Origin of the sequence: Pseudactinotalea sp. (genome assembly GCF_048594945.1) — a bacterium.
GTDB lineage: Bacteria > Actinomycetota > Actinomycetes > Actinomycetales > Beutenbergiaceae > Pseudactinotalea.
Window position 1 is genome coordinate 1 of record NZ_JBMDXJ010000296.1, and the last position, 19,283, is coordinate 19,283.

A 19,283-nucleotide genomic window follows, 5' to 3' on the forward strand; every position below is an offset into this window, starting at 1 on the left:
GACGCGGCGCGCGAGGTCGGCGTCGAACGTGTCGAGGAAGGACAGCGGCATCTGCGCGAGCGCGACCTCGTTGAAGCGCGCCCAGTAGCTCGGGAGATTCTCGGCCATCTCGTGCGCGAAGGGCAGCACGTGTGCCTCGACGAGCGCGTGAAGATCGTCGATCGATCCGTCGGCCTCCATGCTCTCGAGCAGCGCGGCGCGTTCGCGGTTCACGCGCTGGGTGCGCCGGACCCAGACCGCATCGATCAGGCCCTGACGGGATCCGAAGTGATAGGTGATCGCCGAGTTGTTCTTCTGGCCCGCTGCCCGGGTGATCTGGCGCAGCGGCACCGTGGGACCGGACGTGGCGACGAGCCGTTCTGCTGCGTCGAGAAGCCGTTCGGCAGTCCTTCGCCCTGCACGGTTCTTCTCGGAGGCAGTGGACATGGGCCGCATGGTAGGTCGTCGAAGGGGTCTTGCCAGAACTATGGCATCTGTCTTAGTTTACCTATCAACTCATTCGGGGACGAAGGAGCACTTGGTGTCGAACAGCCTGCCGGAAGGTCAGCGCGAGGCGCGCCGTGGCCACCGGCCAGGTGCGCAGCGGTGGGAGGCGAGTGCACCTCGGCGCCTCTCGTCTCCCATCGCTTGCTTCGTCGCGCGCGGCTCCACCGGGACCGGATAACCGTGCCGCCGGAGGGGGAGCGTGCGATGACGCGATGCTGGACGTGGGCGCCGTGAGCGCACAGGGGGAGGCCGAGACCGGCGCTGCTGAGGCAGCGACAGCCGCGCGACGGAGGCTCACGCCGAGGTTCGGCCTCGGTATTCAGTCGAAGCTGCTGATCATGCTGCTGGGCGTCAGCCTCGTCGCTGCCGGCGTGGTGGGTGTGATCGGGTACGTCAACGGCCGCGAGTCGCTCCGTGAAGCCGCGCTCGACCAGCTCGTCACCATTCGCGAGCTCCGGACCGAGCAGATCGAGCGCGAGTTCGCCTCGCTGCAGCGAGGTGTGCTGCTCGACTCTCGCAACGCCAGCGCCGTCGAAGGCGCCATGGCGCTGATCGAGGGCTTCAGCGCGCTCGACGGCGTGGTCCTCACCTCCGAGGAGGAGGCCACGCTCGAGGCCTACTATGCCGACGAGTACGTCCCCGCGCTCGAGCAGCGCACCGGTCTCGACTTCGCGACTGAGTCGCTGATCCCGAGGTCCACCGCCGGGCGCTACCTGCAGCTGCACTACACAGCCGATCGCGCCTACGACGACTTCGACGCGGGGCTGGCCATGAACGATGCGGGTGACGGCTCGGCGTGGAGTGAGGCGGCTGCGGAGTACGGTGCGTACTTCAGCGGGTTGGTCGAGACGCTCGGGTATGAGGACGCCCTGGTGATCGATGCCGACGGCAACGTCGTGTTCACCGCGTACAAGAGCGTCGATCTCGGCGCGAACCTTCACGGTGAGCCCTATGCGAGCTCGGTGCTGACCACCGCGTACGACGAGGCCATGCGCACGGGCGCACTCGACGCCGTGCTCACGACCGACTTCGAGGGGTACCTGCCCTCCCTCAACGTACCGACTGCCTGGGTGCTGTCGCCGCTGGGAACGTCGTCCTCGATCATCGGTGTTCTCGCGGTCCAGGTACCGATCGAGCAGATCAACGACGTGATGACGGGCTCGCACACGTGGGCGGACCAAGGGCTGGGGGAGACCGGCGAGGTGTACCTCTCTGGTCACGACGGCCTGATGCGCAGCGTCTCTCGGCTCCTCGTGGAGCACCCGGACGATTACATCGAGACCGTGGTGGCCAACGGCACCCCGGTGCAGACCGCCGAGCGGATCGTCGAGGTGGGCGGAACGGTCCAGCTGCAGCCGGTCGACCACGAGGCGGTCCAGCAGGCGCTGCAGGGCAGAACCGGCACGGCCTCGGCGGCGGACTACACGAACGCCGCCAGCCTCGTGGCATACGCGCCGTTGCAGATCGAGGGTCTCGACTGGGTGATCGTGGCGCACATCGACCAGGCAGAGGCATTCGCCCCGGTCACTGAGTTCACGCGCAACCTGGTGCTGTCGACGTTGGCGATCCTGCTTGCCGTGTGCGTCATCTCGTTGCTGCTGGCGCAGGTGTTCAGTCGACCGGTGCAGCGGATGCTGGAGGCGGTGCGTCGCGTGGCGGGGGGAGACCTCGCCGTCGAGGTGCCCGAAGGCTCCCGGGACGAGTTCGGCGATCTCGGCTCGGCCTTCAACGAGATGGCGGCCAGCCTGCGGATCAAGCAAGAGCTGATCGACAGTCAGCGTGAGGAGAACGAGCGGCTCCTGTATGCCCTCATGCCGGAGACGCTCGCGCGTCGGTATCAGGAGGGTGAGGAGACGATTGCGGAGGAGCGTGACAACGTGGCGGTGGTGTTCGCCGAGCTCGTCGGCTTCGACGAATTCGCCCGGACGCTCACCAGCGAGGAGGAGACGGCTCAGCTCAACACCCTGATGCGTGGCTTCGACGAGGCTGCGGAGAAGGCGGGCGTTGAGAAGGTGCGCACGTTGCGTGGTGGCTACCTCGTCTCCTCGGGCCTGTCGACGCCTCGTGTCGACAACGTGGGCAGAGCGGTCGAGTTCGCGCTGCACATGCAGACGGCAGTCGAACGTTTCGCGGCGCAGAACCAAGCAGCCGTCGGTGTGCGGGCGGGTGTGTCGACCGGAACGGTCACCAGCGGGCTGGTTGCCAGGACCAACCTCGCCTACGACCTGTGGGGTGAGGCGGTCAGCCTCGCCTACCGGGTAGGGGCGGTCTCGGACGCGCCGGGCATCTATGTGAGCCAGGCGGTCCGTGAACGGCTGCCCGAGGGCACGAAGCTGCGTGAGGCGGGATCAGTCACCTCCGGCGGGCAGACGGAGACGATCTGGAGTGTGGAGCGATGATCGACCCGGTGGCGCAGGGATGGCTCGGCTGGGCGCTCGCGATCGCGCTCGGGGTCCCGCTCGCGCTCGTGGTGCTTACCGAGATCCTGAACGCACTCCAGCGTCGGAGACACCCAGCTGTCAAGCCGGTGCGGCTGCTACGGAACTGGGTCGTGCCGGCCGTCGGGTTGTTGATCCTGGTGGTGTTCGCGGTACGGTCGCCGGCCGACCAGGTGTGGGTGCGGGTCGTCGCCACGGTGGTTGGCTTCCTGTCCATCCTGTTGCTGCTGTCCGCCTTCAACGTGGCGATCTTCGGCAACGCCCGCCCCGACTCGTGGCGCGGTCGGCTGCCGTCGATCTTCGTCGACATCGCGCGCCTGCTGCTGGTCGTGGTGGGCGTGGCGTTGCTCTTCCAATGGGTCTGGGGTGCCGACGTCGGTGGCCTGGTCGCTGCACTCGGCGTGACGTCGATCGTGATCGGTCTCGCGCTTCAGAACGCGGTCGGCAGCGTCATCTCGGGTCTGCTGCTGCTGTTCGAGCAGCCGTTCCAGATCGGCGACTGGCTCGATGGAGGGGGCGTGCAGGGCCGGGTCACCGAGGTCAACTGGCGCGCGGTACACATCGACACCGGCTCGGGCATCCAGATCGTCCCCAATGCGGTACTCGCCGGCAGCTCGTTCCGCAACCTGAGCAGGCCGCCCGGCGCCCACCACGCCTCGCTCACTCTCGCGTTCTCGACGGCCGACACCCCGCACGACGTGATGCGGTTGCTTGTCGAGGTAGCGGAGCGCGTGCCCGGCCGAGTAACGGACGAGCCGCCGTCGGTCGACTATCTCGGGACGGGGAAGTACCTGGTCTCGCTGCCTCTGCAGGGGCCGGCCGATGTGGCTCGGGCAACGAGCGTGTACCTCGGCTGGCTCTGGTACGCCGCGCGGCGCCGCGGGCTCTCGCTCGACGGCGATGGTGCTGGTAGCGCCGATCCGACCGAGTTCGCAGCGGCGCTGGGTGTGGTGGCATCAACTCTGCATCTCACGGATCAGGAGAGGGACTCGCTCGCGGAAGCGAGTGGGCTCGAGCGCTATGGCACCGGCGAGGTGGTGCAGGCGGCCGGCACCGTGCCCGAGCAGATCCGGTTCGTGGTCGCGGGCCGGGTGCGACTGGTGTCGACAGTCGGCGGTGAGCGAACCACGGTCGCGCAGCTGGAGCGCGGCGACTACCTGGGGCAGACCGCGCTGACACGCGAGGCAGACCCGTGCGAGGCGTTGGTCGCCGAGACGCTCACCGTGCTGGCGGTGCCGCTCGGCTCGATCGATGCGCTGGTGCGGCAGCGCCCGCTGCTGGCCACCGAGATCGGTGAGCTGATCGAGTCGCGGCGCGCACTCGTGCAGCAGCGGGCCGCGGTGGCCTCGGGCTCGACCTCCCTGAACGTCTGAAGCGCCCATACCCGACGAGTGCAACGAGAGGACGTACCCGATGGCCAGAGAGACCGAAACGGATGCCGAACAGGCGAACCCGCCGACGCAGCCGCTCGACATGAGCAGGGTGCTGCGAGCATCGAGGGTCAGCTCGCAGTCCGACGGCCGCACTCTGCACGGCGGCGCGACACGTCCCGCAGAACGACAGCAGGGGCGAGCCTGAGATGGGCGCCGTGCGTCGAGTCCTGCGGGGTGCCGTAGCGGTCGTAGGCATCGCTGCGCTGCTGGGACCTGGCCTGTCGGCCACCGCCGCCACCACGCCGGGCTGGGCCACCTGGGGCGGTCTTCAGGGGGCAGCAGGTGCGTACACGACCACGATGCAGCTGCCGGCGGGCGGCTTTCCTCTCGCCGAGATGACGACAGACTCGCGCGGCGGCCAGGTGGGTGTTCAGTCGGGCGCGACGGTCTGGCTGAGCGAGGGGACGCCACCCGGTGAGATCTTCGGCAGCAGCAGGAACCGGCCGTACCTCAACCTGCGGCCGAGCGCTGACACGCCGGCCTCGCCATCGACGACCACCTACACGTTCGAGCGACCTGCCAGGCCCGGGAGCTGGGCGTTCGTGCTCGGTGACATCGATGCGGACAGGGCGGTCGTCATCGCGCGTGGCGCGGACGGTCAGCTGCTCACCGGCGCCGAGCTGGGGTGGCAAGGCGGCTTCAACTACTGCGCAGCTGCCGGCAGCCCGTCCTGCACCGGAGATGCCGATGACGTCGCCACCTGGGATCCTGTCTCGGGCGAGGTGATCGGAAACGCCGGCGCGGTGGACACCTCCGGCGCGAGCGGCTGGTTCATGCCGACGGTGCCGGTGTCGAGCCTGACCATCTACTTCTTCCATCGGTTGGGCTTCCCGGTCTACCAGACCTGGTTCGCCTCGTTGGCGCGCGACATCAGCGGCACCGTGACACACAGCGACAGCGGACCGCTGGCGGATGCCACTCTCACCCTCCTCGACCCGGATGGCAGCGTGGTCGCGACAACCACCAGCGCAGCCGACGGCACCTACGGCTTCGCCGGCTTCGCGGCGACCGACGGCTACACGGTCGAGGTCCGTGTCCCGGGTGCACCGCCCGGCAGCCCTGGCTACGTCGTCGATGGTCCGGCCACCCGCTCCGCGGACCTGTCCGACGCCGATGCGACCGATGTGGACTTCGTCGTCCGGGACATCGTGCCGGCGTCGGTGAGTGGTCGCGTCATCACGGCCGGGGGCGAGCCGGTGCCGGGAGCGGTGGTCACGTTGATCGATGCCGACGGCGTGGAACGATCCGCCGTGAGCGACTCCACGGGCGCGTATCTGATCGACACCGTGCCGGTAGGCGAGCACACGTTCTCGGTCGAGCCACCGCAGGGCTACGCCGTCGTCTCGTCTCCGCCTCCGCTCGATGTTCCGGCCGGGAGCGAGGAGCCGATCGTCGACCAGGACGTGGTGGTGCAGCCGGCACCATCGGTGGCGGGTGCGGTCACTGCGGGCGCTCAGCCCGTGGCCGGTGCACTGGTGACGATCACCGGCCCCGACGGTGCCCGGAGCGCAGCCACCGGCGCCGACGGCAGCTACTCCTTCGATCTGCTTCCGCCGGGCGAGTACACCGTGACGATCGAGGTTCCTTTCGGCTACACGGCCGGCGGCCCCACGACGCGTGACGTGACGGTCGAGGCGGACGACCTGATGGATGTCGACTTCGCGCTGCAGCGTCCCGGGTCGGTCGGTGGCTACGTCGGCGACGACGACGGCGCTCCGGTCGCGGACGTGACCGTCACGGTGACAGGCCCGGACGGGCCGGTGGTCGTGACCACGGACGCGGCGGGCAACTACCTCGTGGACGATCTGCCGGCAGGTGAGTACGAGGTAGTCATCGACGTCCCCGACGGCTATGGCGCCGAGGTCACACGGCGCACGGTCACGATCTCTGACGCCGGCGAACGTCGACTGGACGTGGACTTCGAGGTCCAGGTGGACGTCGAGCCGCCGACCACGGACCCTCCGACGGCGGACCCTCCGACAGTCGACCCCTCGACCGATCCGACGAGCACCGACCCCGCCATCGGCGGGCCGAGCACGTCGGCGAGCCAGGATCCGGCACCGGGGGCTTCCGGGGGCACCGGCGGCAATGCCGTCGCTGACACCGGCGCGGAGGTCACAGCCGGGCTCGTACTCGCCGGATCGCTGCTCGGCCTGGGGCTGGTGATGGTGGCTCTGGTGCGCAGTCGGTCGAGAGGGTCGTCGCGCCGATAGGCCTCGCGTTCTGATACATATGTTCTACTGGGTGGATGCGGTGGGACGGTCAGAGGCTGGGGGCGGTCGACGGCGATGCGTTGCCCGGACTGGCGGCCTCCGACGGACTCGTGCGCACCTTCGACACCCCGGAGTTCCGGGGTATGGAGTTCCTCGAGGTCACCTCGCGCAGTGCCCTGAACAAGGTGCCGGGCAACGGCTTCATGGGTGGCGCGTGGACGATCAACCCGTACCGGGGGTGCCAGCATGCTTGCGTCTACTGCTTCGCGCGCAACACACACACCTACCTCGACCTTGACGCGGGTGCGGACTTCGACTCGCGCGTGGTGGTGAAGGTCAACGTGGCGGAGGCGCTCGACGCCGAGCTGAGCCGCAAGCGCGAGCGGCCCGAGCGGGTGATGCTCGGGACCAACACCGACCCGTACCAGCGTGCGGAAGGCCGGTACCGGCTGATGCCCGGTGTGATCCGCACGCTCGCGAAGCACGGCGTGGGCATCTCGGTCCTCACCAAGGGGTCGCTGTTGCGGCGCGACATCCCGTTGCTGGCGGAGGCTGCCGAGCGGGCACCGGTGGATGTCGCGATGTCGATCGCGGTGTTCGACGACGAGCTGCAGGCCTCGGTCGAGCCCGGCACGCCGACCACGGCAGCGCGGCTCGCGACCGTGCGTGCGGTGCGGGAGGCGGGCCTCGCGTGCACGGTGCTGATGATGCCGGTGCTGCCCTGGCTCACCGACTCCGAGGAGCATCTCGACCGCGCGTTCACGATGCTCGCCGAGGCCGGAGCGACGGCGGTGCACGCCACCGCACTGCACCTGCGCCCGGGCGCGCGCGAGTGGTACCTGGCCTGGTTGCGGCGCGAGCAGCCGCACCTCGTACCTCGCTACGAGAACCTTTACGCTGGCGGAGCCAACGCTGCCAAGGACTACCAGGAGTGGCTGCGCGATCGGGTCCGCACGGTCCGGCGGCGGCACCGGCTCGAGGTTCACGAGGAGCGTCGCCGCAGGCACTCCCCGCCCGTGGCCGCCCCGGTCCCGGAGGCTGCGCCGACCCTGTTCTGATGTGAGACTCACCAGGTGAGCGAGAACGAGGTGGTCACCCGGCTGCGCGCTGCCGGGTGCGTGTTCGCCGAGGACGAGGCCGCACTGCTGGTCGAGTCCGCCACGTCGACGGCGGAGCTCGCCTCATTGCTGGATCGTCGGGTCGCGGGGGAGCCGCTCGAGCACGTGCTGGGCTGGGTGGAGCTCGGTGGTGAGCGCTATGTGGTGGGATCCGGCGTGTTCGTGCCGCGGCAGCGGTCGAGGGTGCTGGTCGAGGCTGCGCGTGCGGAGCTGGACGGGAAGCGTGCGCCGGTGGTGGCCGAGCTGTGCTGCGGCGCCGCTGCGATCGCGGCGGCGATTCACCGGGCGCGACCTGACACCGAGGTGTGGGCCAGCGACGTCGACCCCGCGGCCGTGGTGGTCGCGCGACGCAACCTGCCGGCGGACCGTGTGGTTCAAGGCGACCTCTTTGATGGTCTGCCGCTCGAGCTGAGGGGCCACATCGACGTGGTCGTGGCCAACGCCCCCTACGTGCCGACCGACGAGATCGTCATGATGCCCGTCGAGGCGCGCGAGCACGAACCAAGGATCGCGCTCGACGGTGGCGCCGACGGCGTCGCGCTGCACCGCCGCATCGCTGCCGAGAGTGTGACGTGGGTCGCATCTGGTGGCGCCGTGATCATCGAGACCAGCCGCCGGCAGGCGGACCTGACCGTGGCTGCCCTCGCCGCACACGGCTTCACCACAACGATCCTGCGAGATGACGAGATCGACGGGACCGCCGTCGTCGGCCATCGATGATGGGCAGTTATCCCCGCAGCGTGGCGCGCGTGTAGAGGCGTCCTTCACGTAACGTCGGCTCCGTGACTACCACCAAGAACCGATTCCTGTACCTGGCCGCCGCGACTGCGCTCGGCCTCACCCTTGCTTCCTGCGCCGGAGGTGGCGAGGGCGATGAGACCACCGCGCCCGAGGGCGACGCCACCGAGCAGACCGACGGCGGCGACGACACCGCCGAGGGTGATGGCGAGGATGGCGGCGATGTCGCAGCGGGGGGTGCCGAGTGCCTCGTGGGCACGTGGGAGATGACCCCCGAGGCGATGGAGGAGCAGGTCCTCGCGCAGATGGGCGGCGAGGGTGAGGTGAGCGTCGAGGGCACCACCGAGATGACGTTCGACGGAACCACGCTGACGTCGGAGGCCGCCAACACAGCCAGCTACTCCGCCGAGGTCGAGGGCACCGCGATCGAGGGATCGACCGAGACTGACGGGGTCTTCGTCGTCAACTACACCGCCGACGACTCGACTCTCACCTACGGAGAGGTCGTCTCCGCAGAGGGGACCGTCACCGTGACAGTCGCCGGCACCTCGCAGGAGCAGGACTTCGCGAGCAGTGCGGAGCTGCTGCCCGGCCAGGAGGTCGCGTACACGTGCACCGACACTGAGCTGACGCTCAACCTCGAGATGGACAACCCCGCAGGTGGCTCACCGATCACGGTCGAGCAGACCTTCACCCGAGCCTGATCCAGTAGACGAAGCCCCCGGTGCGATCGCACCGGGGGCTTCGTCGTGCTTCGAGAGCGACTCAGACGTTGAGGTCGCTGAGCAGCGCAGCCTTGCTCTTGCTGTAGTAGCCGGGGACCTTGCGCTTCTTGGCCTCGTCACGCAGCTGCGCGACGGTCCACGTGGCGCTCGGCGCACCCGATGCTGCCGCAGCGCTCGCGCCACGAGCCGCACGCGGGGCGCTGCTCGGCCGCTTTGCCGCAGTGCGACGCGTGCTGGTCGACTTCGCGGTGGTGGACTTCGCCGTGGTGGACGTCGCGGCGGCCGGCTTGGCAGCCGTCGACTTCCTGGCCGTTGCCTTGGCCTTGGCTGCAGGCTTCGCGGCAGCCGTGGTGGTGGCAGCGGTCGACGCGGCAGCAGGCTTGCTCGCGGCGGCCTTCTTGGGCGCCGGCTTCGCAGCAGCGGTGGTCTTCCGCGCCGCAGGCTTGCGGGCGGCGGCGGTCTTCGTGGCGGGCTTCGCAGCACGTGCAGCGGTACCGGTGCGGGGCTTCGCAGCCGCCGGCGACGTGCTCGATGCAGTGGTCTCAGCCTTCAGGTTCTCGGCGACCGCGTCCTTGGCGCGGGACTTCCACTTCTTGGTCTTGTCCTTCGCCTTCTGGACATCCTTCTTGGCCTGCTTCTCGGCCGCCTTCAGCTGCTGCTCGAGCTTCTTGACAGTGGACTTCAGCTTCTTGCTGTCGTCCTTCTTGTCGGCCTTCTTGCTCTTCGCCATGGATGGCTCCCTTCGAATGAGTTGCCCTATCTTGCCGCACGAAAGCCGTTCATGCACGGGCCCTGCGCAGCACGGCGCGTCACGTGACCTCCCTCACGTGAAGGTTCGGCCTGCGTGAAGCCTTCACGTGAGGGGGCTAGCGGCGGCGGTCTGCGCCGGGCCGATCGAGTGCAGCAGACACGTGCGCGGGCAGATCGCCCCGCGCGATGTGCGCGATCGTGGTCTCCTCCAGCACCTCGCGCAGCGCCACTCGTGTGGCGAGCCAGACGTCGCGGAGTGCTGCCGATGCACCGGGATAGCTGATGTCCTCCGGCGGCGTGCCTCGCACGTCGGCGAGCGGTCCTTCGACCGCACGGATGACGTCGGCAACCGACACCTCGGCTGGGTCGCGGGCCAGCACGTAACCCCCGAGCGCTCCCCGCCGGCTGCCGACCAGCCGGGCAGTGCGAAGGTCGGCGAGGATCTTCAGCAGGAAGGCGACGGGGATCTCCTGATCGGAGGCGATCGACTCGGCGGCGACCGGGGCGTCGGAGTCGCGCGCCCCCAGCGCCACCATGGCCCTGACGGCGTAGTCGCCCCGCGCCGAGATACCCCCGGTCCCGAGTGTGGCGGACCGCGCCGGCTCACCAAGCGGATCTCCAGAATCCCGATGAAATGGACTAGATCGCTCTCGTTATCGTTCACGGGATCCGACTACGAACCCCAGCGCTGGAGCAGGCATGGAACGCGTCATCATCTTCGCCCTCGTGGGCCTCGCGGCACAGCTCGTGGACGGCTCGCTCGGCATGGCGTACGGCGTCACCTCGAGCACGCTGCTGCTCGCTGCCGGTATCGCACCGGCGGCAGCCTCGGCATCGGTGCACCTCGCAGAGATCGGCACCACAGCCGTGTCAGGGTTCTCGCACTGGCGATTCGGCAACGTGGACTGGGGAGTGGTGGCGCGTATCGCGGCCCCCGGCGCGATCGGCGCATTCCTGGGCGCCACGGTGCTGACGAACCTCTCGACCGAGTCCGCCACGCCATGGATGGCGCTGATCCTGCTCGCGCTCGGCGTCTACATCATCAGCCGGTTCGTGTTCCGCAAGCCGCCGAAGATCAAGGCAGGCTCGCGGCCACGCACCGCGTTCCTCGCGCCGCTCGGGCTGTTCGCCGGGTTCGTCGACGCGACCGGTGGCGGCGGCTGGGGCCCGGTGGCTACGCCCTCGCTGCTGTCCTCCGGCAAGCTCGACCCGCGCCGCGTGATCGGCTCCGTCTCGGCGGCCGAGTTCGCTGTCACCCTGGCGGCGAGCCTCGGCTTCCTTCTCGCACTCGGTACCCAGGGAATCCAGCTGTCGATCGTGCTCGCGCTGCTCGCGGGTGGTGTGGTCGCCGCCCCGTTCGCCGCGTACCTGGTGCGCAAGGTCTCGCTGCCCCTGCTCGGCGCGCTCGTCGGTGGCGTGATCCTCGTGACCAACACCCGCACGATCACGCGAGCCTTCGACGTCGAGCAGGTCTGGATCTACGGCGTCCTCGCCGTGATCTGGGCGACGCTGATCGTCGTCGCTGTGCGCAAGAACCGCGAGCACAAGGCGGCGGCCGCCGCAGACGAGGCCACCGCCGTCGAGCAGGACCCGGAACCCACCACCGTCTAGCGGACGCGTGCCACTAGCTCGCCAGCGTCCGGAGTGTCCGCACCGCGACCGAGAGAGTGGCGATGCCGGGGTTCTCGACCTCGCGGACGGCAGCGAGCGCATCCAGTGCGCGTGCTGTGGAGGTGCCGCCGGCCTTCGCCCAGGTCGCGATGCGCTCGTCGGCCGGCGCGCCCGAGGGCGTGGTTGCCAGCACCGAACGCGTGAGTCCGATCAGCACCGAGGACAGGTCGTCCCGCATCGACGCCCGCGCCATCGAGTCCCACCGATCGTCCTGGGGTAGCTCGTTGACGCGCTGCATCAGGTAGTCGAAGCCGATCTCCGGGGACAGCGCGTAGTACACGCGGGCGACCTCCTCGACCGCCGCGGGATCGTTGCCGGCGATCGCCACGATGTCCAGCAGTGACAGCGAGGCCAGCAGCGCGGCCGCCCGCTCGGCGAACTCCGCCGAGAACCCGGATTCGCACAGCTCGGCGACCTTGGCCTGGTGGCGCACCAGGTCGTCGCCCTGCAACAGCTCGCCGAGTCGGTACATCCAGGTCTGCACGGGTTCAGCGAACGCCTCGACCTCTGCCGCGACGTCCACCATGTCGGGCCGGTTCAGCACGAACCAGCGGGACGCCCGGTCCAGGATTCGCCGGAACGTGAGATACAGGTCGGTCTGCAGCTGCGTCGGCGCGACGTTGTCGGTCTCCTCGACCCCGTTCACGAACGTCCGCAGCCCGTAGATCTCGCGTGAGACCACGTACGCACGCGTGATCTGCTCGGCCGAGCCGCCGGTCTCATCGGTGGCGCGGTACGCGAACGTGATGCCGCCGCGGTTGACCATCGAGTTGACGACCGAGTTGACGATGATCTCGTTCCGCAGCGGGTGCTCGGCCAGCGCCTGCGCATACCGCTCGCGCACGGGCTCGGGGAAGTACTCCGCGAGTGTGCGCGCGAACCACGGCTCCTCGGCCAGGGATGTCGCGGCCAGTTCGTTCTTGAGGGCGAGCTTCGCGTAGGCCAGCACGACGGCGAACTCCGGTCGTGTGAGTCCCTCACCCGCCGCGATGCGCCGGTCGATCTCGGTGGCGTCGGGCAGGAACTCGAGCTCACGGTCGAGCTCTCCGTGCTGCTCGAGCCAGGAGATCAGGCGCGCGTGCACGGGTAGCATCACGGCGCTGTTGGCGCGGCTGTTGCCGAGCAGCACGTTCTGCTCGTAGTTGTCGCGCAACACCTGCTGGGCCACCTCGTCGGTCATCGAGGCCAGCAGCTCGTTGCGCTCGTCGAGCGTCAGATCTCCGGCGCGCACCGGCTCTGTGAGCAGGATCTTGATGTTGACCTCCTTGTCGGAGGTGCCCACACCGGCGGAGTTGTCGATGGCATCGGTGTTGACGTGGACCCCGGCGCGTGCCGCCTCGACACGGCCTTGCTGGGTCGCGCCGAGGTTGCCGCCCTCACCCACCACACGCACGCGAAGCTGGCCGCCATCGACGCGGATCGCATCGTTGGCGCGATCGCCGACCTCGCCGTTGGTCTCGGTGGCGGCCTTGATGTAGGTGCCGATGCCGCCGTTCCAGAGCAGGTCGACCGGTGCCAGCAGCACCCGGTGGATCAGGTCGGCGGGTGTGAGCTCCTCCACGCCGGCCTCGATGCCGAGGGCCGCACGCACCTGCGGGGTGACCGATACCGACTTCGCCGAGCGCGCGTAGACGCCGCCGCCCTCGCTGATCAGGGAGGCGTCGTAGTCGGCCCAGCTCGACCCCGGCAGGTCGAACAGGCGACGCCGCTCGGCGAACCCGGTGGCGGCATCGGGGTTCGGGTCCACGAACACGTGCCGGTGGTCGAATGCGGCGACCAGTCGGATGTGCTCGCTCAGCAGCATGCCGTTGCCGAACACGTCACCGCTCATGTCGCCCACGCCGACGACCGTGAACTCGTCCTCCTGCGTGTTCACCCCGAGTTCGCGGAAGTGCCGCTTCACCGACTCCCACGCCCCGCGTGCAGTGATGCCCATGCCCTTGTGGTCGTAGCCGGCCGAGCCTCCCGAGGCGAAGGCGTCGTCCAACCAGAAGCCGTACTCACGGGAGATCCCGTTGGCGATGTCGGAGAACGAGGCGGTGCCCTTGTCGGCGGCGACCACCAGGTACGGGTCGTCCAGATCGTGACGCACCACCCGCTCTGGCGCCACCACGTCGGGGCCCACGCGGTTGTCGGTGAGGTCGAGCAGCCCGCGGATGAACGTGCGGTACGCCTCCTTGCCTGCCTCCATCCAGGCGCCGCGATCCACGCTCGGATCGGGGAGCTGCTTGCCCACGAAGCCGCCCTTCGAGCCGGTGGGCACGATCACGGCGTTCTTCACCATCTGCGCCTTCACCAGGCCCAGCACCTCGGTGCGGAAGTCCTCGCGTCGGTCGCTCCAGCGCAGTCCGCCGCGCGCGACCTTGCCGAACCGCAGGTGCACGCCTTCGACCGACGGCGCGTACACCCAGATCTCCGCCATCGGGTGCGGCTGCGGCAGGTTCGGCACCCGGCGGCAGTCGAGCTTCATCGAGACGTAGGGCTTGGGCGAGGACGCCTCATCGACCTGGAAGAAGTTCGTGCGCAGCGTCGCCCGTACGATCCCGATGAAGGATCGAAGGATGCGGTCGGCATCGAGACTCGCAACGTCGTCGAGCTGGTGCAGCAGATCCTGCACCTGGGAGGCGGCGTCCTCTTCGCGCTCTGTCTGGCTGCCGGCGCGGTCGGGGTCGAAGCGCGTCTCGAACAGGCGCACCACACCGCCCGCGAGGCGCGGGTTCGCCACCAACGCCTCCTCGATGTACTCCATCGAGAACGCGGACCCGACCTGCCGCAGGTAGCGCCCGATGGCCCGCAGCACCACGATCTGTCGCCAGCTGAGGCCGGCCGTGAGCACCAGCGCATTGAGCGAGTCCGACTCCGCCACCCCGCTCCAGACCGCCGCGAACGCCTCTTCGAACGGGCCACCGTCGGCATCCCAGAGCTCGGGCTGCGCACGCAGCCCGAAGTCGTAGATGTGCAGATCACCCCGCTCGTGCACCGGAGAGGTGATCGAGTAAGGGCGCTCGTCCACCGCCTCGACCCCGAGGTCGGTCAATACCGGGAGCACGGTCGTGAGCGAGAGGGGCCGGTCGGAGTAGACCTTGAAGCGCCGCTCGCCCGGTCCCGCACCCGGTGCCAGATGCACCGACGCACCCGACGACGCCAACTCACCCAGGCGAATCAGGTCGCCGACCGCATCGGCCGGCGCGATGTCCTCCTTGTACGCCTCCGGGAAGCCGAAGCGAGCGAGCAGGTCGTTGGCGACGTCCTCGCCATCGCCGGCATCGTGGATCGCGTCGGCGAGCTGCTCGTCCCAGGTGCGGATCGCCTCCAGCACACGATCCTGCAGGGCGTCGGTGTCCACGTCAGGCACGGACTGCCCGGTGCCCGCGCGCACCACGTAGTGCACCTGCGCCAGTGGCGAGTCCGACAGCCGGGTGGTGTAGTCCACGTGCTCGGCGTCGAACTCCTCGCGCAGCAGCGACTCGATCCGCAGCCGCACCGCCGTGGTGTACCGGTCGCGTGGCACGAACACCAGGGCGGAGGCGAAGCGGCCGAACTCGTCCTTGCGCACGAACAGCTTGGGGCGGCGCCGCTCGGCGAGGTACGCGACCTCCTGCGCGGTGTGCGTCAGCCGGTCCACGTCCACCGCGAACAGCTCGTCGCGCGGGTAGGCCTCGAGGATCTGAGCCAGGTCCTTGCCGGAGTGGCTGCTCGCGGCGAACCCGGCGCGCGCGAGGACCTCCTTGGCCTTCGCCCCCGCGATCGGGAGCCGGAAGACCGACTCGGCATACGCCGTCGAGGTGAACAGACCGAGGAAGCGCTTCTCGCCGGTGACGGCGCCGTCGGCATCGAAGGTGCGCACGCCGATGTAGTCGAGATAGACCGGACGATGCACGGTGCTGCGGGAGTTGGCCTTGGTGATCGTGAGCAGGCGCGGGTCGCGCGCGGTGGACTGCGCCTCGGGGCGCAGCCGGGAGTACGGACCCTCGGCGTCGCGCAGGATGCCGAGACCGGAGCCTTCGATCGGTCGAAGCACGAGCTCGGTGCTGCCGTCGACCTCGACCTCCTCCAGGCGATACTCGCGGTAGCCCACGAACGTGAAGTGGTCCTCGGAGAGCCAGGTGAGGAACTCCTTGGCCGGTTCGACCTCAGCAGGGTCGACCGTGGCAGGCACCCCGCGCTCGAGGTCCCGTGCGATGTCCTCGCATGCGTGCCGCATCGGGAGCCAGTCCTCGACGGCGGCCCTCACGTCGTCCAGCACCTCACGCAGGTGCGTGGCCAGGGCCTCCTCGGCCTCGGCCGAGGGGAGCCGGTCCACCTCGAGGTGCATCCAGGACTCGGCTGTGCCGGCGCGCGTGGGTGGCCGTTCGTCGCGTATCTGTTCGAGCGCGCCGGACTCGCTGCGGCGCACCACGAGCAGGGGGTGCACGATGAGGTGCACGGACAGCTCGTCCTGGGCGATCGCCGCGGTGACCGAGTCCACGAGGAACGGCGAGTCGTCGGTGCAGATCTGCACGATGCTGCGGCGGGATGTCCAGCCGTTCTCGCGGATCGAGGGGGAGAGCGCACGGACGAGCGTCTGGCGCGGCTCGCGCGTGGCGGCGAAGTCGCGGAGCGAGGTGACCGCACCCACGAGGTCGCGCGGCTCCCGCTCGGTCAAGTCCTCGGTCGCGACGTGCTCGAGCACGCGCTCGATGAGCGGCTGAATGTCACCTGTCGCTAGTTCTGAGGTCCGGGCGAACACCGCCTGACGCTCGGAGTCGCCGATCTCGGTCTCAGCTGCCACGGTCCGGCTCCTTCGCACGACGACGTCCCTCGCGTCGAGTCTATGAGCGTGCTGCCGGGCTGGGGTGGTGGTTGTCTGCGCCTCGGTACCGGAATGCTCGCCTGCTGGTCAGGCCTGCTGCCAGAGCTGTCCGACGATCTCCAAGAACACCCACACGTCGCCCTTGTCGTAGCTCTCTGGAGCCCCGCTGCCGCCGAGCATCGGGTAGGGGACCGGCATGTAGACCTGGTCGGGGTCGATCGGTCCGAGCCTGTCGACGACTGGGCGCACCAGGTCGGGCGGAAAGATCCACGCCTGGAATCCGGGGTCGCCGGTGACGGTGCGCTGGAACTCCGCGAGCGACCCAGCCGGGTACCCCTTGCTTCCGCCCTGCAGCGGGTAGACCACGCAGAACTGTTGCTGGGCGCTGTCGGAGAGGAACACGTGTCCCAGTCGCGAGAACCCGTGCAACAGCGGGTAGGGGTCATGCACGCGGGGCCAGGAGGGCATGAACTCGGCGGTCGAGACCGGCTCGGGGGAGAACGTGTACGGGGTCCAACCGGCGAGGTCGCCGAGATGCGGTGTGCTCACGGATCGAGCCTAGGTCCGCGGTCACCGCCAGGGACAGGGCAGACCTGCCTACGCTGGTGCGGTGATCGAGCTGGGAGTGGACACGTTCGGAGACGTCACGGTCGATGCGGACGGGCTGCTCGTCCCGCACCACCAGGTGATCCGGGACGTCGTGGCGCAGGGCGTGCTAGCCGACGAGGTGGGGCTTGACTTCTTCGGGGTGGGGGAGCACCACCGTGAGGACTTCGCGGTGTCCGCCCCTGACGTGGTGCTCACCGCGGTCGCGGCGCGCACCGAGCGGATCCGGCTCGGGTCCTCGGTGACCGTGCTCTCTTCAGACGACCCGATCCGGGTGTTCCAGCGCTTCGCCACGCTCGACGCGATCTCGAACGGCCGCGCCGAGGTGACCTTGGGGCGCGGCTCGTTCACCGAGTCGTTCCCGCTGTTCGGGTACGACCTGGCCGACTACGAGGAGCTGTTCACCGCCAAGCTCGACTTGTTCGCTGCGCTGCTCAAGGAGGGGCCGGTCAGATGGGCAGGCGCGACCCGCCCCCCACTGGAGAACGTGACGGTGTACCCGCAGACCGCGAGCGGCTCGCTGCGCACCTGGATCGGGGTGGGCGGCAGCCCGGAGTCGGTGGTGCGCGCCGCAAGCTACGGGCTCCCGCTGATGCTGGCGATCATCGGCGGCGCCCCGGAGGGGTTCGCGCCGTTCGCGGAGCTGTACGCCGATGCGCTGGCCGAGTACGGGCGCGAGCTGCAGCCCGTGGGTGTGCACGCGCCCGGCCACGTCGCCGCCACCGACGAGCAGGCGCGGGACGAATACTTCCCGCACTATGCGGCCATGGCCGCCCGGATCGGGCGTGAGCGCGGCTGGCCGCCGCTCACGCGCGAGGCGTTCGAGGCCGAGGTGCGCGAGGGCGCCCTGTTCGTTGGTTCGCCCGAGACCGTGTCCGCCAAGATCATCCGAACCGCGACGGCGCTGAAGCTGTCCCGCTTCGACCTCAAGTACAGCGCGGGCACCCTTCCGCACGAGCTGATCACCTCGTGCCTCGAGCTCTACGGCCGCGAGGTGGCACCGGCGGTGCGAGCCGCGCTCTAGCCGCCGAGGCCCTTGGCGCGGGCGAGGCGTTCGACCATCTCGGGCGCGCGGGTCTCGAAGTCGAGCACCTTGGCCCAGGTGGGCGTCAGCGTGATCTTGGCCATCCGGTCGTAGAGGGCGGTGACCTGCTCACGGAAGGACTCGAACGCCTCTCCTTGGAACGAACGGCGAGCGCCCTCGAGATACTCGGGCACCACGCCGTCGACCATCTCCACGGTGACCGTGCCGCGCACGAGCAGCACCACGGGCGGCTGGGTGTCGGTGTCGATGGTGAGCGCGACCGCCGGGTTCTGCCGCAGCGCCTCGATCTTCGGGGCGCCTTCCGCGGTGGCCATCACGAACGTGGTGCCGCTGAAGTGGTACCCGATGGGGATGGCGCGGGGTGTGCCGTCGGTGGCGATGTACGCCAGGCGCGCCGGGATGGGCGAGGCCAGCAGCCGTTGCGCGAACGGGTCGTCGTTGATCAGGCTCAGCACCTGCTCGGGGGTCATGACCGCACCCAGGTCTCGAGGCTGGTGAGGGCCTGGTCCCAGCCGTCGTAGATGAAGCCATCGCCGGAGGCGCCCGCGGCGCCCTGCAGGCGGAACGTCATGCGAGTGCGCTCGGCGAGCGGCTCCAGGTCGAGCGTGATGCGCATCGCGTCCTCGAGGCTGTCGCCGGGGTGGCCCCAGCTCATCATCAGATGGTGCGGCTCATCGATCTCGATGTACTCGCCGCCCGTGGGGTAGGTGTCGCCGGTCTCGTTGTTGACCATCGTGTAGGTGTACCTGCCGCCCACGCGAAGATCGATGGTGACGCTCTCGCGTGGGGTGCTGACGCCGTCGGGCAGCCATCGGGCCAGCTGGTCGGGGTCCACCCAGGCAGCCCACACCCGGTCGGGTGCGGCATCGAACTCACGGACGATCGTGAACTCCTTGGCGGTCATGCGTTCCTCTCCTCTCCCGGCGCCGTGCGGCGCAGGTGCTCATCGAGTCGGTCGAAGCGTTGTCCCCAGGCGGCGCTGTGCTGGGCGATCCAGACCGACGCCTCCTCCATGCCCTCCGGGTGGAGGTGGCACGGGCGGTATTGCGCGGAGGCCGAGCGGGTGATGAGGCCGGCCTCCTCGAGCACGGTGACGTGCTGCGAGACCGCCGGTCGGCTCATCCGGTACGGGGCTGCCAGCTCGGTCACCGACAGCGCCCCCGACTCCAGGCGTCGCAGGATGTCGCGCCGCGTGGGGTCGGCGAGCGCGGCGAAGGTGCGGCTCAATGCGTCCGTCGCCACCGCCATCGCTCCTCCTGGGTAAGCAC

16 protein-coding genes are annotated in these 19,283 nt (G+C 69.4%); 8 read left to right on the forward strand and 8 right to left on the reverse strand.

Annotation, left to right across the window (positions count from 1 at the left end; all coding sequences use genetic code 11):
- On the reverse strand, positions 1-426 hold a 426-nt coding region (locus tag ACOJSN_RS12925), incomplete at its 3' end, for a TetR/AcrR family transcriptional regulator (RefSeq protein WP_420112908.1).
- A gap of 290 nt (positions 427-716) precedes the next feature.
- Here ACOJSN_RS12925 and ACOJSN_RS12930 point away from each other — a divergent pair.
- The 6 genes from ACOJSN_RS12930 (at position 717) to ACOJSN_RS12955 (ending at position 9,130) form a co-directional block, all read left to right on the forward strand.
- The gene (locus ACOJSN_RS12930; RefSeq protein ID WP_420112909.1) at positions 717-2,885 is read left to right on the forward strand and encodes an adenylate/guanylate cyclase domain-containing protein; all 2,169 of its coding nucleotides are present in this window, start codon (positions 717-719) and stop codon (positions 2,883-2,885) included.
- Entirely contained in the window at positions 2,882-4,297 is a 1,416-nt protein-coding gene (locus tag ACOJSN_RS12935) for a mechanosensitive ion channel domain-containing protein (RefSeq protein ID WP_420112910.1), read from the forward strand. The genes ACOJSN_RS12930 and ACOJSN_RS12935 overlap by 4 nt, the downstream gene beginning before the upstream one ends.
- 215 nt (positions 4,298-4,512) lie before the next feature.
- A complete protein-coding gene (locus ACOJSN_RS12940; RefSeq protein ID WP_420112911.1) occupies positions 4,513-6,570 on the forward strand; it encodes an MSCRAMM family protein in 2,058 nt (685 codons plus the stop codon).
- A 35-nt stretch (positions 6,571-6,605) separates the two neighbouring features.
- Positions 6,606-7,628: an Rv2578c family radical SAM protein gene (locus ACOJSN_RS12945; protein WP_420112912.1), complete on the forward strand. Its 1,023-nt coding sequence runs from the start codon at positions 6,606-6,608 to the stop codon at positions 7,626-7,628.
- Positions 7,629-7,643: 15 nt separating this feature from the next.
- Complete coding sequence (locus tag ACOJSN_RS12950; RefSeq protein ID WP_420112913.1) at positions 7,644-8,408, forward strand: putative protein N(5)-glutamine methyltransferase; 765 nt, start codon at positions 7,644-7,646, stop codon at positions 8,406-8,408.
- A 62-nt stretch (positions 8,409-8,470) separates the two neighbouring features.
- Positions 8,471-9,130, forward strand: coding sequence for a hypothetical protein (locus tag ACOJSN_RS12955; protein WP_420112914.1), 660 nt, complete (start codon positions 8,471-8,473; stop codon positions 9,128-9,130).
- 61 nt (positions 9,131-9,191) lie between these two features.
- On the opposite strand, the gene ACOJSN_RS12960 is transcribed toward ACOJSN_RS12955, so the two are convergent.
- Together ACOJSN_RS12960 and ACOJSN_RS12965 are read right to left on the reverse strand one after the other, a co-directional pair.
- Positions 9,192-9,881, reverse strand: a complete 690-nt coding sequence (locus ACOJSN_RS12960) for a hypothetical protein (RefSeq protein ID WP_420112915.1) — start codon at positions 9,879-9,881, stop codon at positions 9,192-9,194.
- A gap of 136 nt (positions 9,882-10,017) precedes the next feature.
- Positions 10,018-10,470: an RrF2 family transcriptional regulator gene (locus ACOJSN_RS12965; RefSeq protein WP_420112938.1), complete on the reverse strand. Its 453-nt coding sequence runs from the start codon at positions 10,468-10,470 to the stop codon at positions 10,018-10,020.
- A gap of 130 nt (positions 10,471-10,600) precedes the next feature.
- On the opposite strand from ACOJSN_RS12965, the gene ACOJSN_RS12970 reads away from it, so the two are divergent.
- A complete protein-coding gene (locus ACOJSN_RS12970; RefSeq protein ID WP_420112916.1) occupies positions 10,601-11,512 on the forward strand; it encodes a sulfite exporter TauE/SafE family protein in 912 nt (303 codons plus the stop codon).
- A gap of 13 nt (positions 11,513-11,525) precedes the next feature.
- On the opposite strand, the gene ACOJSN_RS12975 is transcribed toward ACOJSN_RS12970, so the two are convergent.
- Positions 11,526-16,343 (reverse strand): NAD-glutamate dehydrogenase, encoded by a 4,818-nt coding sequence (locus ACOJSN_RS12975; protein WP_420112917.1) that lies wholly within the window; start codon positions 16,341-16,343, stop codon positions 11,526-11,528.
- A gap of 108 nt (positions 16,344-16,451) precedes the next feature.
- Entirely contained in the window at positions 16,452-16,913 is a 462-nt protein-coding gene (locus ACOJSN_RS12980) for a T6SS immunity protein Tdi1 domain-containing protein (protein WP_420112918.1), read from the reverse strand.
- A gap of 64 nt (positions 16,914-16,977) precedes the next feature.
- On the opposite strand from ACOJSN_RS12980, the gene ACOJSN_RS12985 reads away from it, so the two are divergent.
- Entirely contained in the window at positions 16,978-17,994 is a 1,017-nt protein-coding gene (locus tag ACOJSN_RS12985; protein WP_420112939.1) for an LLM class flavin-dependent oxidoreductase, read from the forward strand.
- Here the strand turns inward: ACOJSN_RS12985 and ACOJSN_RS12990 are convergent.
- The 3 genes from ACOJSN_RS12990 to ACOJSN_RS13000 are packed head-to-tail and all read right to left on the reverse strand — an operon-like array spanning position 17,991 to position 19,263.
- A complete protein-coding gene (locus ACOJSN_RS12990; protein WP_420112919.1) occupies positions 17,991-18,485 on the reverse strand; it encodes a pyridoxamine 5'-phosphate oxidase family protein in 495 nt (164 codons plus the stop codon). The genes ACOJSN_RS12985 and ACOJSN_RS12990 overlap by 4 nt on opposite strands.
- Positions 18,482-18,919, reverse strand: a complete 438-nt coding sequence (locus ACOJSN_RS12995) for an SRPBCC family protein (RefSeq protein WP_420112920.1) — start codon at positions 18,917-18,919, stop codon at positions 18,482-18,484. Before ACOJSN_RS12995 ends, ACOJSN_RS12990 begins: the two co-directional genes overlap by 4 nt.
- Positions 18,916-19,263 (reverse strand): ArsR/SmtB family transcription factor, encoded by a 348-nt coding sequence (locus tag ACOJSN_RS13000; protein WP_420112921.1) that lies wholly within the window; start codon positions 19,261-19,263, stop codon positions 18,916-18,918. The genes ACOJSN_RS12995 and ACOJSN_RS13000 overlap by 4 nt, the downstream gene beginning before the upstream one ends.
- Positions 19,264-19,283 lie beyond the last annotated feature (20 nt).